This is a genomic window from Streptomyces syringium, assembly GCF_017876625.1.
GTDB lineage: Bacteria > Actinomycetota > Actinomycetes > Streptomycetales > Streptomycetaceae > Streptomyces > Streptomyces syringius.
In genome coordinates, this window is the sequence record NZ_JAGIOH010000001.1 from 5,285,119 (window position 1) to 5,301,549 (window position 16,431).

Genomic DNA, 16,431 nt, shown 5'->3' on the forward strand with positions numbered 1-16,431 from the left:
ACCCGGCGGGCTTGATCAACTCGCGAGCTGCAACAATGGGGTGGTTTGTGAATGCCGTCACAAGCCGTAGCTGATCCGCCACTCGCTTACAGAAGGTGCGTGCCCCCGTGGACATGACGACCGCATCCGCCCTGCGCCGACTCCGCCTGGTCTCCGCCCCGGAGGCTGTCTCCTTCCTCCTGCTGCTGCTCTGCTCGGTGCTCAAGCGGACCACGGACTTCAACGCGGTGCCCGTGATGGGCGCCGTGCACGGCGTGCTGTTCGTGATCTACGTACTCTTCTGGCTGGACGCCTGGAACAAGACCAAGTGGGGCCTGAAGACCGCCGCCCTCTACTTCGTCCTCTCCGTCCTGCCGACCGGTGGCTTCTTCGCCGACCGCATGCTGCGCCGTGAGGCCGAGGCGAGCGTCATCGCCGCCCGCGCCCGCAAGGAAGGCGTGGTCAACGCATGATCGTCGCCTTCTCCGTCTCGCCGCTGGGCGTGGGTGAGGACGTCGGCGAGTACGTGGCCGACGCGGTGCGCGTGGTGCGCGAGTCCGGACTGCCGAACCGCACGGACGCGATGTTCACGTCCATCGAGGGCGAGTGGGACGAGGTCATGGACGTCGTCAAGCGCGCGGTGGCCGCCGTCGAGGCGCGGTGCGGGCGGGTGTCGCTCGTATTGAAGGCGGACATCCGGCCGGGCGTGACGAACGGACTGACGTCGAAGGTCGACACGGTGGAGCGGTACCTCTCCGAGGGGTGACCCCGGCACGACAACGGCCCGGCCCGGGACGCGCACCTGCGCGCGTCCCGGGCCGGGCCGTTTTTCTGCCGGGTCAGTCGCGCTCGCACGTGGTGTCGGCCTTGGGCAGGTCGCCGGTCAGCAAGTAGTCGTTGACCGCCTTGTTGGCGCAGGCGTTGGGGTAGTAACCGAACACGGCGTGGGTCCGTACGGGGACGGTCACGAGCTTGGAGCCGCGCATCGCCTTGTGCATGCCGAGGCCCTGTTCGTAGGTGGTGCGGGTATCGCCGGTGGCCTGGAGCTGGAGGGCCGGGACGGTGTTGTCGATCTCGGTGCGCCGCTCGCGCGGCTTGTGCTTCCACCAGCCGCACGGCATCGGGGCATTGACGAGCGGGCCGAAGACCGGCTGCGTGCGGCGGACCCGCTCGATGGTCTTGCGGTAGCTCTCGGGGTCGCCCGGCATCGTGGTGTCCGCGCAGAGGACGGCGAGCTGCGAGGCGTAGTCGGGCCCGGTGCCGGTCTCGTCGGCGCCGGTGCGGAACGCGGCGGCCAGCAGGCCGGCCAGCCGCTCGGTCGGCTCGACCTTCTTGCCCGCCGCGGCGTCGGCGAGCTGCCGCAGGATGGCGGCGTACTCCTTGTTGTCGAAGTCGTCCGTGCCCATGGCGAAGAGGATGAACGGCAGGGTCTGCGCATCGAGCCGGTACCCACCGATGGCGATCGGGCGCTCGGCGGCCCGGCGCACCAGGCCCTCGGCCGTGGCGCGCACGGCCGCGGGCGTCTTCCCCAGGTGGTAGACCGCGTCCCGAGGGGCGGCCCAGGCGGCAAGGTCGTCCAGTGCCTTCTCATTGGCCGGACCCAGCGCCTGGATCGTCGCGCGGCCGTACGTGCGGGGATCCAGGGCGCTGTCGAGGACCAGCCGGTCCACCCTGCCCGGGAACATCTGCGCGTACACGGCGCCCAAGTAGGTGCCGTAGGACTGGCCGAACCACGAGGTCTTCCGCTCGCGCAGGGCACCGCGCACGATGTCCACATCGCGGGCGATGTTGCGCGTGGAGTAGTGCCGCAGTGAGTCGCCGTACTTGGCGTCGCACTTGGCGGCGTCGCCGATGGCCTGCTTCGTGACCCGGTCGAACGAGGCACGGTCGAAGCCGGTGCCCCGCATCCAGCTGAGGCTGTTCAGCCCGCAGTCGAGCGGTTCGCTCTTGCCCAGGCCGCGGGTGTCCATGCCGATGACGTCGTACGCCGCCGCCACCTGCGGGGTCATCTTGGTGCGCAGCATGGCGGGGAAGTCCAGGCCACGGCCGCCGGGGCCGCCGGGGTTGGTCTGGATGATGCCCCGGCGCGCGGTGCGGGGACCGGTGGCCTTGATCCGGGAGACGGCGAGGGAGAGGGTGCGGCCGTCGGGAGCGGCGTAGTCGAGCGGCACGGTGACCTTCGCGCACTCGGTCCCGGACTTCGCCAGGGCCGGGGCCTCGCACGGCCCCCATAAGAGGTCCTGCCGGTAGAAGCGGTCGAGCGCCTCGGTGGCAGCGGGGGCCGCGGACGTGCCCGGCTTCGACGCGGACTGCGGCTGGTCGGCGCGGGCTTCCGCGGACCCCGCGAGGACGAGGACGGCCAGGGTCGCGGCGGTCGCCGCGGTCAGGGGGGTGTTCATGGCCACCAACCTAGGAATCGCGCGACCGCGTTCCCACGGGACCAGCACCCGGGTGTGATCGGGGGGAATCCCCCCGAAGTACGGGAGGCTCCCTCCAGGCCCCGGTGGCCCCGCCTGTCACCTTCCCGCCAGCGCCATGCCCAGGGGCGTGCGTTCGTACAGGACCTGGTGGCCGTGGCGGCGGGACGTCAGGAGGCCGGCGGCCCGCAGCACCGACAGGTGGGCGGAGACCGACGACAGGGCGAGGCCGTGGCGGTGGGCCAGGGCGGTGGTGGAGGCGGGCTCGTCCAGGGCGGACAGGACGGCGGCGCGGTTCGGGCCGAGCAGACGGACGAGCGCGTCCGACGTCTCCGCGTCCGGCTCGGCCCACAGGCCGCCGATGCCGCGCGCCGGATAGATCACGGTCGCCTGCCAGGGCGCGTCGAAACCACCGATCACCTCCGGCCACGCGAAGACGCTCGGCACCAGCATCAGCCCCTGGCCGCCCAGTTCACGGACGTGATCACCGCGATTGGTGATCGTGAGGGTGCCGTCCGACCAGATCAGCCGCGGGTGCAGATCCGCGAAGAGCCGCTCCAGGCCGCCTTCCGCCAGTCGCCGCGTATGGAAGGCGACATCGGCTTCCAGCAGGGCGCGCAGCCGCGGCCAGTCCGGGGCGAGCAGCGTGAGCCAGGCCCGCTCCAGCAGACCGGTCAGCTCGGCGAGGGCGCGCCCGGGGGCGGCCAGCAGCGCCCGGCCGTGCGCGGATTCGGCCGCGCCCGGGGTGTCGGCCAGGGACCGGGCCAGCTCGGCGCGGACGACTGCCGGGTCGGTTGCCCGTACGCGCGTCAGCTCGTCCTCGAACGACGACAGGGGGCCGATGGGCGGCGGGCAGAGGAAGTCCGGGTGGTAGCCGCCGGAAGCGGCGGGGGCGAGCAGCGCCATCTGCGCGAGGTCCAGCCGGCCGACCGCCTCCCGCATCCGGCGCAGCCACGGCAGGTGGTAGCCGTGCCGCTCCGGGCGCAGCAGCGTGTACAGCGCCTGATGGGTCTCCCACAGCGGGGAGATCCCGAACCGGCAGCGCAGCAGATCGCCGGCTCCGAACCGCATATGGAAAGGCATCTCGGTCTTTCTTTCGGATCCAGCCGAAACACTAGTTCCCGTCGGTCGGCCTCGGCACGCTGACCGGCATGTCTTCCGCCCCTGCCGTCGCCCCGGCCGGCTACGCCGCCGTCTTCGCCGTGCGCGAGTTCCGAACCGTCTTCGCCGCCCATCTGCTGTCCCTGCTCGGCATCGTCGTCGGGGAGATCGCGCTGTCCGTGCTCGTCTACCGGCTGACCGGATCGCCGATGCTGACCGCGCTGACCTTCGCACTCGGCTTCCTGCCGTATGTCGCGGGCGGCACGCTGCTGTCCGGCATAGCCGACCGGTATCCCGCCCGGCGGGTGCTGGTGGTCTGCGACCTGGTGTGCGCCGGGGCCGCCGCGACCATGGCGCTGCCCGCGACACCGATCGCCGGGCTGCTCGCCCTGCGCTGCGTCCTCGCCGCCGTCGCCCCCGTCTTCGGCGGGACCAGGGCGGCCACCCTGGGCGACATCCTCGGCGAGGGCGAACTCTTCGTCCTGGGGCGCTCGCTGATCCGGATCGTCTCGCAGGGCGCGCAGCTCGCCGGGTTCGCGGCGGGCGGCGTGCTGCTGACGGTGGCGTCGCCGCGTGAGGTGCTGGTGGCCACGGTCGCCGGGTTCCTGGGCTCGGCGGCGCTGCTGCGCTTCGGGACGCGGCGGCGGCCGTCGCGTACGGGCGCGGGCGGGGCGCTGGTGAAGTCCTCGCTGTCCGGCGCCCGGCAGCTCTTCGCCGACCGGCGCATCCGGGCGTTGCTGCTGCTGTCCTGGGTGCCGCCGTTCCTCCTCGTCGCCCCGGAGGCCCTCGCGGCGCCGTACGCGGACGCGATCGGGGTGGGGCCGGTGGGCCTGGGGCTGCTGATGTGCGGGATGCCGGTGGGCTCGATCGTGGGGGAGATGCTCGCGGGGTCGGTGCTCAGCGCGCGGGGCCGGGAGCGGATCACCTTGCCGGTGGCGGCGACGGCCCTGCTGCCGTTCCTCGCGTACGCCTTCCGCCCGTCCCTGGGCTGGGCCCTGCTGATCGTGGCGCTGGCCGGCACGGGCATGGCGTACACGCTGGGCCTGGACCAGTGGTTCATCGCGGCCGTGCCGGAAGAGCTGCGCGGGCGGGCGATGACGCTCCAGACGGCCGGGATGATGACGATCCAGGGCCTGGGCATGGCACTCGCGGGCGTGGCCGCGGAGTTCGCGCCGGTGCACGCGGTGGTGGCGGGGGTGGGGCTGCTCGGGACGGTGGCAGTGGGTGGCGTGGTGCGGCTTGTCGTACGCTCGGCTGCCTGATCAAGATCGAATCAACCGGGGGAGTGGACCGGATGCTGGATTTCCTGAGCGGTAACGGCGGTAAGAAGACCGGGCTCGAGCACGAGGTCCTCGTGCTGCGCGACAGCGAGGCGATCGCCGCCGCGATACGCGAGGCACTGGCCGGTGCGAGTGACGAGGAGCGGCCGGGCCTGGAGCGTGCCGCCGCGATCGTCGCCGAGCACGGGGGCCGCCCCGAGGCGGAGGCCCGTGTGGAGTGGGTGCGGGGTGTCCTCGCGGCGGCGGGAGTGGACCCGGTCAAGCACGAGGTCCGCGCGGTCAAGGCGGTACGGGACGCGGAGCGGGGCCTGAGCCTGCGCGCGGCGGTGGAGCTGGTGAACGAGGTCAAGTCGAAGTAGCAACCGTGGGTTGTGAACTGGGTGCACCACCGCTGCGCGGCGGTGTCCTCAATCGCCGGACGGGCTGGTTTTGGCTGAGCTCAGCCGATGCCGGCCCGTGACGACGAGCCGCAGCCGCAGCCGAAGACTCGGCAAGCGCGTCCGGAGTGCGAGATACCGGCGACCAGGATATGGCCGCCGGGTAGGCTCGATGCCGTGCCGAAGCCCCTCAGCCTCCCCTTCGATCCCATCGCCCGAGCCGACGAGCTCTGGAAGCAGCGTTGGGGATCCGTGCCGTCCATGGCCGCGATCACCTCGATCATGCGCGCCCAGCAGATCCTGCTCGGCCAGGTCGACGCGGTCGTCAAGCCGTACGGGCTGACGTTCGCGCGCTACGAGGCCCTGGTGCTGCTCACGTTCAGCAAGGCGGGCGAGCTGCCGATGTCCAAGATCGGCGAGCGGCTGATGGTCCACCCGACCTCGGTCACCAACACCGTCGACCGGCTGGTGACCGCCGGCTTCGTCGACAAGCGGCCCAACCCCAACGACGGGCGCGGCACGCTCGCCTCGATCACCGAAAAGGGCCGCGAGGTCGTCGAGTCGGCCACGCGCGATCTGATGGCCATGGACTTCGGGCTCGGCGCGTACGACGCGGAGGAGTGCACGGAGATCTTCACGATGTTGCGGCCGCTGCGGGTCGCCGCGAACGACTTCGAGGACGCCCCCGCCGAGGACTAGCGTCTGGCCGGCGGATCTCCGCGGATCAGGGAGCGGCTTGGGGGCACCCCTCCAGCGATGGCCGGGGGAGCGTGCGTGCGCTCGCATGGCGGAGGACCGTCGTCGCACCCGGCGTGCTCCCACGACTTTCGACAACGCGGCGGGCGCGCGCGCCGGGCATCGGGAGCCCGCGAAGATCCGCCGGACAGGACGTGGCGCGGCGCAGCCGAAGGGGCGGCGAAGATCGCCCCGGAACGTGGCGTTACGCTCGACTACTGCCGCGGTCTTCCGCCCCGGGAGGCGGCTGCTCCGAGACGGTAATGCGAGGAACCCCTCAGTGAAGAAGAGCGTGCTGACCCGCTACCGCGTGATGGCATACGTCACGGGTGTGCTGCTGGTCCTGCTGACGATCGGCGTCATCGCCAAGTACCTGCTCACGATGGACGGCGCGGACGGTTTCGTCAGCCTCGTCGGCATCGCGCACGGCTGGCTCTACGTCCTCTACCTGATCTTCGCCTTCGACATGGGCTCCAAGGCCAAGTGGTCGTTCGGCAAGCTCGTGTGGGTGCTGCTCGCGGGCACCATCCCCACGGCCGCGTTCTTCGTCGAGCGCAAGGTCGCCCGGGAACTGGAGCCGCTGATCGAGGGCACCGCGGAGCCGGTCGGCGCCTGACCGCCGCCGCTCCTCGGCACGACTCCACACACCGCCGCCCCGGACAAGCCTTGTGTCCGGGGCGTTTGTGCGCGACCATTTACTAGGACGTCCTAGTAAATCTGGCCCCGCGAGGCGGCGGGCAGCGCGAGAGGCGGCAGGCAGCGTTATGGACGCAGAGGCGATCGAGGCAGGACGCAGTCGGTGGCAGGCCCGTTACGACGCGGCACGCAAGCGGGACGCCGACTTCACCACGCTCTCCGGTGACCCGGTCGACCCGGTCTACGGGCCCCGTCCCGGCGACTCCTACGAGGGGTTCGAGCGGATCGGCTGGCCCGGTGAGTACCCCTTCACCCGGGGGCTCCACGCGACCGGCTACCGCGGCCGGACCTGGACCATCCGCCAGTTCGCCGGCTTCGGCAACGCCGAGCAGACCAACGAGCGGTACAAGATGATCCTCGCCGCGGGCGGCGGCGGACTCTCGGTCGCGTTCGACATGCCGACCCTCATGGGCCGTGACTCCGACGACGCGCGCTCGCTCGGCGAGGTCGGCCACTGCGGCGTCGCCATCGACTCCGCCGCCGACATGGAGGTCCTCTTCAAGGACATCCCCCTCGGTGACGTCACGACCTCGATGACGATCAGCGGCCCCGCCGTGCCCGTCTTCTGCATGTACCTGGTCGCCGCCGAGCGGCAGGGCATCGACCCCGCCGTGCTCAACGGCACGCTCCAGACCGACATCTTCAAGGAGTACATCGCGCAGAAGGAGTGGCTCTTCCCGCCCGAGCCGCACCTGCGCCTGATCGGCGACCTGATGGAGCACTGCGCCCGCGCCATCCCCGCCTACAAGCCCCTCTCCGTCTCCGGCTATCACATCCGCGAGGCCGGGGCCACGGCCGCGCAGGAGCTCGCGTACACCCTCGCCGACGGCTTCGGTTACGTGGAGCTCGGGCTCTCCCGGGGCCTCGACGTCGACACCTTCGCCCCCGGGCTCTCCTTCTTCTTCGACGCGCACCTCGACTTCTTCGAGGAGATCGCCAAGTTCCGCGCGGCCCGCCGCATCTGGGCCCGCTGGATGCGGGACGTCTACGGCGCCAAGACCGACAAGGCCCAGTGGCTGCGCTTCCACACTCAGACGGCGGGCGTGTCCCTGACCGCGCAGCAGCCGTACAACAACGTCGTCCGCACGGCCGTGGAGGCCCTGTCCGCCGTCCTCGGCGGCACGAACTCCCTGCACACCAACGCCCTCGACGAGACCCTCGCCCTCCCGAGCGAGCAGGCCGCCGAGATCGCCCTGCGCACGCAGCAGGTGCTGATGGAGGAGACCGGCGTCGCCAACGTCGCGGACCCGCTCGGCGGCTCCTGGTACGTCGAGCAGCTCACCGACCGGATCGAGGCCGACGCGGAGAAGATCTTCGAGCAGATCCGCGAGCGCGGCACCCGTGCCGTGCGGGACGGTGGCGAGCATCCCATCGGCCCGATCACGTCCGGCATCCTGCGCGGCATCGAGGACGGCTGGTTCACGGGCGAGATCGCCGAGTCCGCCTTCCAGTACCAGCGGTCCCTGGAGAAGGGCGACAAGCGGGTCGTCGGCGTCAACTGCCACCACGGCTCGGTGACCGGTGATCTGGAGATCCTGCGGGTCAGCCACGAGGTCGAGCGGGAGCAGGTCCGGGTCCTGGGCGGGCGGAAGGCCGGTCGCGACGACGCGCGGGTGAAGGCCGGTCTCGAGGCCATGCTGGCTGCGGCGCGGGACGGTTCCAACATGATCGAGCCGATGTTGGAGGCCGTGCGCGCCGAGGCCACGTTGGGGGAGATCTGTGACGTGCTGCGGGATGAGTGGGGGACGTATGTCGAGCCGGCGGGCTTCTGACGGTTCCTGACCGGGGCTCCGCCCCGGACCCCGGTCCTCAAGCGCCGGACGGGCTGGATTGTGCTGATGCCAGCCCGCCCACCACCAGTGCCGCGAAGCTTCGTGCCCACTCGCCGTCCACCGCCTCCGCGCTCACCAGCGTGCGGTGCAGCACCGTCCCCGCGACCACGTCGAAGATCAGGTCCGTGTTGCGGCCGGCCGCCGCCGGGTCCGGCTCGTGGGGGAGTTCGCCCCGAGCCTGCGCCCGCTCCCGCCCCAGGAGCACCAGCGTCTTCTGCCGGTCCACGATCGCGGAGCGGATGCGGGCGCGCAGGGCGTCGTCGCGGGTGGATTCGGCCACCACGGCCATCAGGGCCGTCTTCGTCTCCGGGCGTTCCAGCAGGGCGGCGAACTGCAGGACGACCCCCTCGATGTCCGCCTGGAGGCTGCCCCGGTCGGGGAGCTCCAAGTGCTCGTCGAAGAGGGCTGCCACGGCGTCCACGACGAGTTCGCTCTTGCCCGCCCAGCGTCTGTAGAGGGTGGTCTTCGCGACCCCGGCGCGGGCCGCCACGTCGCCCAGCGTCAGCTTTCCCCAGCCGAGTTCGACCAGCGCGGCGCGCGTCGCGTCGAGGATCGCGCGGTCGGCCTCGGCGCTGCGCGGGCGGCCCGTCCGGCGCCCGGAGGGGGAGGCGGAAGTCATGCCCGCGACCTTACCCATGAGTACGACCGGGGAAGCGTGCCCCTCGAGCGCCTCTTCGTGCGCCCCTTCGTGCGCCTGTCCGTGAGGCAGATCACCGGAAATGCTTGCGGAGGGATATGGGGTTGCAGTTACGCTACGACTCGTAGCGAAAGAGCGACAACCACGGATGCCGGGTGGGGACCCGGTGTCGATTGCGAAGCGCTATGAGATCACGTGACGACGTGCGTTTTTCCGATCGCCGCGCGGAGGGGGGAGGATAGGCCCATGCAGCCACGGAACATGTCCATGAGTGGAGTGGTCGACCTCGCCGCGGTGAAGGCGGCCGGGGAAGCCAAGCAGAAGGCCGAGCAGGCGCGCGCCGAAGCGGCGCGCCAGGGCGGTACGCCGCCCGTCGGGGCCTCCGGCCTCGTCTTCGACGTCGACGAGGCGGGCTTCGAGCTCGAGGTCCTCCAGCGCTCCGCCGAGGTGCCGGTCGTCATCGACTTCTGGGCCGAATGGTGCGAGCCGTGCAAGCAGCTCGGCCCGCTGCTGGAGCGGCTGGCGGCGGAGTACGCCGGCCGGTTCGTGCTCGCCAAGGTCGACGTCGAAGCCAATCAGATGCTCTTCCAGCAGTTCGGCGTGCAGTCCATCCCCGCGGTCTTCGCGGTGGTGGCCGGGCAGGCCCTGCCGCTGTTCCAGGGCGCCGCGCCCGAGGGGCAGATCCGCCAGGTGCTGGACCAGCTCATCCAGGTCTCGGAGCAGCGCTTCGGGATCGTGGGCGCGCCGGTGCAGCCCGGTGCGGCCGACGAGCAGGCGGCCGCGGCCGCGCCGCAGCCGCCCGCGGGCCCGCACGACAGCGCCCTTGCCCTGGCCCACGAGGCGCTGGACGCCGGTGACCTGGGCGGCGCCCTCCAGGCGTACAAGAACGTGCTGTCCGACGACCCGGGCAATCTGGAGGCGAAGCTCGGTCTCTCCCAGGCCGAACTGCTCCAGCGCGTCCAGGACCTGGACCCGCAGAAGGTCCGCCGGGACGCCGCCGAGCGTCCCACCGATGTGCAGGCGCAGCTCGCCGCCGCCGACCTCGACCTGGTCGGCGGGCATGTCGAGGACGCCTTCGGCCGCCTGATCGACGCGGTGAAGCGGACGGCCGGCGAGGACCGGGACGCCGCACGGGTGCGGCTGTTGGAGCTCTTCGAGGTGATCGGGCCGGATGATCCGCGGGTGACCGCAGCGCGTACCGCGCTCTCCCGCGCGCTGTTCTGACGGACTCCCGTACCTCCCGCACCACCGACGGGACGACGGCGGCGCTTTACCAAAACTTGATAAACGGCGCTGCTGTTACTGGCAGTAAGAAAACCCGGGCCCTTCGCCCGGGTTTTTTCTTTCGCACCCCTTCTGTCCGGGCACACTCCGGCGCTCTCGCACGCCCGGTCGATGCGGGTCGGTCGCCCTTCGGTTATCCCCCCGTTACTCGCTAGTAACGAACCTCTTGTGCCCCGGCCGGGAATGGACCACGATCGGCCAAGCTCGGTCCATTCCCCCGGCACGGCCCCAACTGGCCCGCGCCAGGGGGTGATGGGTCCCCACCGGGTGGCCGGCGGCACCATAAGCCGGCCTTGGGACAGGGGGGTCTCCGTCGCCAACGGCGGTGCCTGTCCCCGAGGTTGCGCGAAGGCGTGGCCAGTGGTTGTCGCTCGGGGGTGATCGCCGGAGTATCGGGTGCGGAGTGGTTGGCGCCACCGAAGCGACGGCGCTCCTTCCCGAGGACGTAGCACTTCTCCCATCCCGGGCACGGGTGTCCCAGCCCTTGCCGGAGATGTACGTCCGAGAAGGAGGAAAGTCATGGAGTCGATGACGACTCGCGGCGGCACCAGATGGAAGCGGTTCGCCGTCGTCATGGTGCCCAGCGTCGCGGCGACGGCCGCCATCGGAGTGGCCCTCGCGCAGGGCGCCCTCGCGGCGTCCTTCAGTGTGTCGGGGCAGCAGTTCGAAGTGGCGGCCGAAAGCCTGCACGGCTGGGGTTTCGTCCAGTACGGGGCGAACGACGTCACCAAGCAGGGAAACAAGCCGGTCGCGGTGGTCGGTATCGAGAAGGCGGAGATCACCAAGCTCTGCCAGGCGGTCACCATCCCCACCCCGTTCGGCAAGGTGTCGATGAAGCTGCAGGCCGGCGGTGGCAAGGACAAGGTCCAGGCGCAGAAGCTCTACATCGACGCCGACGACCTCCAGGCCAACGCGAAGTTCACCAATGTGGACATCGGCGTCTCGGTGACCGACACCACCAAGGGCCCCGGCCCGGCCAAGCCCGGTGGTGCGCACGGTGAGCGCGGCGGCTATGTGCCGGGCTCGTTCGCCCAGCAGGCCGACGAGGTGGAGTTCACCGACGTCCACCAGCGTGCCTGGGCGACCTCGGCCGGATCGTTCACGCTTCCCGGCCTGAAGATGGGCGTCAACATGGGCGAAGCCGATTGCAAGAACAACTGACGCACTGAACGGGCGGGTACGGGGGACTGCTTTCGTGCCCCCGTACCCGTACCCGTACCGCGCCGCGCCCCGCACCGTTGGAGCAGTGGCGCCGAGTTCAGGTTCCACCGATTCGCCGGTTCCGAGGAGCTGTACGCCATGAGCGCCGACACGCGCCCCCAGCCGATCGACAATTTCCGCCGCTTCCGTCACTCGTTCCGGCACTGGCGCGGACAACGCCCCTTCTGGGCCGGGCTGTTGACCTTGCTGGCCGGGTTTCCGATCATGTACATCCCGTACCAGACCATGACGCTGGGCGACTTGAGCATCCGCATGGCCACCACGGCGGGCGCCGGCTCGCTGATCATCGGTGTGCTGCTGGTCGTGCTGGGCCTGACCATGTGGTTTCAGCAGCAGTCGCGCATCTTCGCGGGCGTCGCGGCCATCCTGCTCGCGCTCGTCTCCCTGGTCGTCTCCAACATCGGTGCGTTCCTGATCGGTTTCCTGCTGGCTCTGATCGGCGGCGCGCTCAGCGTGTCCTGGATGCCCGGCAAGCCGATCGCGGCCCCGGCCGTGGACGGGCCTGCGGACGGGCCTTCGGACGAGCCGGTGCGGCTGACGAAGGACACCTCCCCCCGGGGCGAGGTGTCAGGAACGACGCCGGTTGGCGAATTCGACGGGGGGAACCGTGGCGACTGACGACGCTCGCGAAGACGGCACGGCCCCCGGGCCGGCCGACCGGCCGAGAACCGGGCCGCGGCACGCCGCGCCCAGGAAGCCGCTGCTGAACCGGCTGCACATGCCCGCCGGCAAGGCCGTGGCGCTGGCCGCGATGCCCACCGCGGTGCTGATGGGGATGGGGTTCACACCCCAGCTGGCCCAGGCCAAGCCCGTACCGAAGAACCCCTTCCTGGACGGGCCGTGCGTCACGGCGCCGGACCGGACACCGAGCGGGACGCCCAGCGGGACGCCGAGCGGCACGGCCGGGGCGACTGCCCGTCCGGACCCGACCGGGTCCGCGAAGGATGCCGGGAAGGACACCGGGAAGCCGGACGGGGCGACGAAGCCCTCCAAGCCGTCCACGACTGCGTCTCCCGCCGTGCCCCGTAAACGGACCGCCGAACCCCAGACATCCCCTTCGGCGACTCCCACCCCCACCCCCACCCCGTCGGCCACCAAGTCCACGAACCCGCTGGACCCGCTGGGCCTCGGCGAGAAGCTCGGGGAGATCCTCACGGGCAGCAAGTCGGACCCGGGGGACAAGGCCCCACCTGTCACCCTGCCGAGCGCTCCGACCGGTCCGTCGGCCACCAAGTCCGCCGAGCCGGGGAAGCCCCTTCCGCCCACGAAGACGCCGGCCGACAAGGCCCGGCCGTCGAAGAAGCCCACGCCGACGCAGGAGCCCACGCCGACCGGCTCCGCCACCTCGTCGCCGTCCCCCTCGCCGAGCACCAGCGCGAGCGCGGACGCGGACGCCGACGGGTCCGAGGAGACGCCCTGCCCCAGCCGGGCCGTGACGGACGAGAACGAGCAGCACGCCTTCCCGACGCAGCCCTGGTACCTGGAGACCAGCAAGCTGTCCCTGCACGGGCTCAAGTACGAGGGCATCAAAGAGATCACGATGGTGAACGGGCAGCGGAAGAAGGCCCTGAAGTTCACCGCGAGCGCGCTGGACATCAAGGACCTGCATCAGATCGTCAACAGCGGCGGCAAGCAGTACCACGTCACGGGTATGGGGCAGACGTCCACGATCCGCAACGGCAAGGTGACCATGTACACCGAGGAGCTCAAGGGCACGCTCAATCTTCTGGGCATCCCCACGCTCAAGGTCACCTTCAGCCCGGAGTCCCCGCCCCCGCTGTCCCTGCCGGAGCTCGTCTTCACCGACGTCAAGATCCGTCAGGCGGGCCAGTTCGGCGGCACCCTCTCCGTTCCGAGTCTGCACCAGTATCTGACGGATGGGACGTATCCGTAGACCGGTTCAGGGCCTGTCCGGGTGGCATTCGTCGGCTGACCCGCCGTTTCGTCCTCAATCGCCGGACGGGCTGATTTGAGCCCGTCCGGCGATTGAGGACACCGCCGCGCAGCGGAGGTGCGGACGACTCAGCCCGAACCGAAACGGCCGTGGTCACCACCCCCGTCAGCAGGGGGTGGCGGCCACGGCCGTAGGCGCTGAGCGCGAGAACTAGCGGTTCTCGCCCAGGTGGTGCACCCGCACCATGTTCGTCGTGCCGGGGACGCCGGGGGGCGAACCGGCCGTGATGATCATCGTGTCGCCCTCGCCGTAGCGGTTGAGCTTGAGCAGCTCGGCGTCGACCAGGTCGACCATCGCGTCGGTGTTCTCCACGTGCGGGACGACGTAGGTCTCGACGCCCCAGCTCAGCGCGAGCTGGTTGCGGGTCGAGGCGTCCGTGGTGAAGGCCAGGATCGGCTGGGCCGTGCGGTAGCGGGACAGGCGGCGGGCCGTGTCACCGGACTTGGTGAAGGCGACCAGCGACTTCGCACCCAGGAAGTCCGCGATCTCGCAGGCCGCGCGGGCGACCGAACCGCCCTGCGTGCGCGGCTTCTTGCCCGGCACCAGCGGCTGGAGGCCCTTGGAGAGCAGCTCCTCCTCGGCCGCCTCGACGATGCGGGACATCGTCTTGACGGTCTCGATCGGGTACGCGCCGACGCTGGACTCGGCGGACAGCATGACCGCGTCCGCGCCGTCGAGGATCGCGTTGGCGACGTCGGAGGCCTCGGCGCGGGTCGGCCGCGAGTTGGTGATCATCGACTCCATCATCTGGGTCGCCACGATCACCGGCTTGGCGTTGCGGCGGCACAGCTCGATGAGGCGCTTCTGCACCATCGGGACCTTCTCCAGCGGGTACTCCACCGCCAGGTCGCCACGTGCCACCATCACGCCGTCGAACGCCATGACGACGTCCTGCATGTTGGCCACGGCCTGCGGCTTCTCGACCTTGGCGATGACCGGCACCCGGCGGCCGACCTCGTCCATGACGCGGTGCACGTCGAGGACGTCCTTCGCGTCGCGGACGAAGGACAGCGCGACCATGTCGCAGCCCATGTCGAGGGCGAACTTCAGGTCATCGATGTCCTTCTCGGACAGCGCCGGGACGTTGACGGCCGCGCCGGGCAGGTTGATGCCCTTGTGGTCGGAGATCACACCGCCCTCGATCACGATGGTCTTGACCCGGGGGCCCTGGACCTCGGTGACGCGCAGCTCGACGTTGCCGTCGTTGATCAGGATCTGGTCGCCCTTGGAGACGTCGCCCGGCAGACCCTTGTAGGTCGTGCCGCAGATCGTCCGGTCGCCGGGGACGTCCTCGACGGTGATGGTGAACTCGTCACCGCGCACCAGCTCCACGGGGCCGTCCGCGAAGGTCTCCAGGCGGATCTTCGGGCCCTGGAGGTCGGCGAGGACGCCGACCGCGCGGCCGGTCGCCTCGGTGGCCTTACGGAGGCGGTCGTACCGCTCCTCGTGCTCCTGGTGGGTCCCGTGGCTCATGTTGAAGCGGGCCACGTTCATACCGGCCTCGATCAGCGTCTTCAGCTGGTCGAAGGAGTCGACGGCGGGGCCCAGGGTGCAGACGATTTTGGAACGGCGCATGGGGCAGATCCTATCGGTTTGTTTCGGAGCGGAATATTCGAGCTGGGGTAACGACCGGGGCAGGTCGTCGATCAAGCGCTGACCAGGGCGTACGTCTGAGTGGCGATCTCCAGCTCCTCGTCGGTGGGGACGACCGCCACCGCGACCCGGGCGTACTCGGGGGAGATCAGCCGCGCCTCGTCGCCCCGGACGGCGTTGAGATCGGCGTCCACGGCCAGACCCAGCTCCTCCAGACCGGCCACGGCGGCCTCCCGCACGGGGGCCGCGTTCTCGCCGACGCCCGCCGTGAAGGCCACGGCGTCGACCTTGCCGAGGACCGCGTAGTAGGCGCCGATGTACTTCTTCAGCCGGTGCACGTAGATGTCGAAGGCGAGCGCCGCCCGCTCGTCGCCCGCGTCGATCCGCCGGCGGATCTCGCGCATGTCGTTGTCGCCGCACAGTCCGATCAGACCGCTCTTCTTGTTGAGGAGCGAGTCGATCTCGTCGATGGACATGTCCGCGTTGCGCGCCAGGTGGGAGATCACCGCCGGGTCGATGTCACCGGAACGGGTGCCCATGACCAGGCCCTCCAGCGGGGTCAGACCCATGGAGGTGTCGACGCAGCGACCGCCCCGCACGGCGGAGGCGGAGGCGCCGTTGCCCAGATGCAGCACGATGACGTTGACCTCGGAGGGGTCCTTGCCGAGCAGCTTGGCGGTCTCGCGCGAGACGTACGCGTGCGAGGTGCCGTGGAAGCCGTAGCGGCGGATGCGGTGCGCGTCGGCCGTCTCCACGTCGATCGCGTAGCGCGCGGCGGCCTCGGGCATCGTGGTGTGGAAGGCGGTGTCGAAGACCGCGACCTGCGGGAGGTCGGGGCGCAGCGCCTGGGCCACCCGGATGCCGGTGATGTTCGCCGGGTTGTGCAGCGGCGCGACCGGGACCAGCCGCTCGATCTCCGCCGTCACCTCGTCGGTGATCACCGTCGGCTCGGTGAACTTCTTGCCGCCGTGCACCACCCGGTGGCCAATCGCGGCCAGCTCCGGGGAGTCCAGCCCCAGCCCGTCCGCCGCCAGCTCCCCGGCGACGGCCTTCAGCGCGGCCTCGTGGTCGGCGATCGGCTGCTCGCGCTCGCGCTTGGCACCGCCCGTCGCGAGCGGCGTGTGCGCCAGCCGGGAGGTCTCCTCACCGATGCGCTCGACCAGCCCGACGGCCAGCCGGGCGCCGTCGGCCATGTCGAGCAGCTGGTACTTCACCGACGAGGAACCGGAGTTGAGGACGAGGACTCGGGTGGCGTTGGCAGTCATGAAGGGCTTTCCGGGTTGGGGGGCGGTGCTGGGCGTCCGGGGGGACACGGGCCGTACGGG

Annotated in this window: 16 protein-coding genes; 11 read left to right on the forward strand and 5 right to left on the reverse strand. The window is 70.7% G+C overall.

Features of this window, described 5'->3' with window-relative positions:
- Positions 1-107: 107 nt before the first annotated feature.
- Positions 108-452, forward strand: a complete 345-nt coding sequence (locus JO379_RS23735; protein WP_130879979.1) for a DUF3817 domain-containing protein — start codon at positions 108-110, stop codon at positions 450-452.
- On the forward strand, positions 449-745 hold the full coding sequence (locus JO379_RS23740; protein WP_130879980.1) for an MTH1187 family thiamine-binding protein: 297 nt from the start codon (positions 449-451) through the stop codon (positions 743-745). Before JO379_RS23735 ends, JO379_RS23740 begins: the two co-directional genes overlap by 4 nt.
- A gap of 73 nt (positions 746-818) precedes the next feature.
- On the opposite strand, the gene JO379_RS23745 is transcribed toward JO379_RS23740, so the two are convergent.
- Positions 819-2,378 (reverse strand): alpha/beta hydrolase, encoded by a 1,560-nt coding sequence (locus JO379_RS23745; protein ID WP_209516892.1) that lies wholly within the window; start codon positions 2,376-2,378, stop codon positions 819-821.
- Positions 2,379-2,495: 117 nt separating this feature from the next.
- Positions 2,496-3,479, reverse strand: coding sequence for an ArsR/SmtB family transcription factor (locus JO379_RS23750; RefSeq protein ID WP_209516895.1), 984 nt, complete (start codon positions 3,477-3,479; stop codon positions 2,496-2,498).
- A gap of 68 nt (positions 3,480-3,547) precedes the next feature.
- Here JO379_RS23750 and JO379_RS23755 point away from each other — a divergent pair, with 68 nt between their 5' ends.
- The 5 genes from JO379_RS23755 to icmA all read left to right on the forward strand — a co-directional run bounded on the left by JO379_RS23755 (position 3,548) and on the right by icmA (position 8,357).
- Positions 3,548-4,759, forward strand: a complete 1,212-nt coding sequence (locus JO379_RS23755; protein ID WP_209516898.1) for an MFS transporter — start codon at positions 3,548-3,550, stop codon at positions 4,757-4,759.
- A 32-nt stretch (positions 4,760-4,791) separates the two neighbouring features.
- Positions 4,792-5,136, forward strand: coding sequence for a hypothetical protein (locus tag JO379_RS23760; RefSeq protein WP_130879984.1), 345 nt, complete (start codon positions 4,792-4,794; stop codon positions 5,134-5,136).
- Between the two features lie 195 nt (positions 5,137-5,331).
- Entirely contained in the window at positions 5,332-5,853 is a 522-nt protein-coding gene (locus tag JO379_RS23765) for a MarR family winged helix-turn-helix transcriptional regulator (RefSeq protein WP_209516901.1), read from the forward strand.
- Between the two features lie 316 nt (positions 5,854-6,169).
- The gene (locus tag JO379_RS23770) at positions 6,170-6,505 is read left to right on the forward strand and encodes a DUF3817 domain-containing protein (protein ID WP_130879986.1); all 336 of its coding nucleotides are present in this window, start codon (positions 6,170-6,172) and stop codon (positions 6,503-6,505) included.
- Positions 6,506-6,653: 148 nt separating this feature from the next.
- Entirely contained in the window at positions 6,654-8,357 is a 1,704-nt protein-coding gene (gene icmA / locus JO379_RS23775) for a coenzyme B12-dependent isobutyryl-CoA mutase large subunit (RefSeq protein ID WP_130879987.1), read from the forward strand.
- A gap of 37 nt (positions 8,358-8,394) precedes the next feature.
- On the opposite strand, the gene JO379_RS23780 is transcribed toward icmA, so the two are convergent.
- Complete coding sequence (locus JO379_RS23780) at positions 8,395-9,036, reverse strand: TetR/AcrR family transcriptional regulator (RefSeq protein ID WP_130879988.1); 642 nt, start codon at positions 9,034-9,036, stop codon at positions 8,395-8,397.
- 264 nt (positions 9,037-9,300) lie between these two features.
- On the opposite strand from JO379_RS23780, the gene JO379_RS23785 reads away from it, so the two are divergent.
- The 4 genes from JO379_RS23785 to JO379_RS23800 all read left to right on the forward strand — a co-directional run bounded on the left by JO379_RS23785 (position 9,301) and on the right by JO379_RS23800 (position 13,453).
- Entirely contained in the window at positions 9,301-10,278 is a 978-nt protein-coding gene (locus JO379_RS23785) for a tetratricopeptide repeat protein (RefSeq protein ID WP_130879989.1), read from the forward strand.
- Positions 10,279-10,857: 579 nt separating this feature from the next.
- Entirely contained in the window at positions 10,858-11,499 is a 642-nt protein-coding gene (locus tag JO379_RS23790) for a DUF6230 family protein (RefSeq protein ID WP_130879990.1), read from the forward strand.
- A 138-nt stretch (positions 11,500-11,637) separates the two neighbouring features.
- Entirely contained in the window at positions 11,638-12,177 is a 540-nt protein-coding gene (locus JO379_RS23795) for a DUF6114 domain-containing protein (protein ID WP_242626255.1), read from the forward strand.
- Positions 12,167-13,453, forward strand: coding sequence for a hypothetical protein (locus JO379_RS23800; protein WP_130879991.1), 1,287 nt, complete (start codon positions 12,167-12,169; stop codon positions 13,451-13,453). The genes JO379_RS23795 and JO379_RS23800 overlap by 11 nt, the downstream gene beginning before the upstream one ends.
- A gap of 210 nt (positions 13,454-13,663) precedes the next feature.
- Here the strand turns inward: JO379_RS23800 and pyk are convergent, their stop codons facing one another.
- Complete coding sequence (gene pyk / locus JO379_RS23805; protein WP_130879992.1) at positions 13,664-15,088, reverse strand: pyruvate kinase; 1,425 nt, start codon at positions 15,086-15,088, stop codon at positions 13,664-13,666.
- A gap of 71 nt (positions 15,089-15,159) precedes the next feature.
- Positions 15,160-16,371: an acetate kinase gene (locus JO379_RS23810; RefSeq protein WP_130879993.1), complete on the reverse strand. Its 1,212-nt coding sequence runs from the start codon at positions 16,369-16,371 to the stop codon at positions 15,160-15,162.
- Positions 16,372-16,431 lie beyond the last annotated feature (60 nt).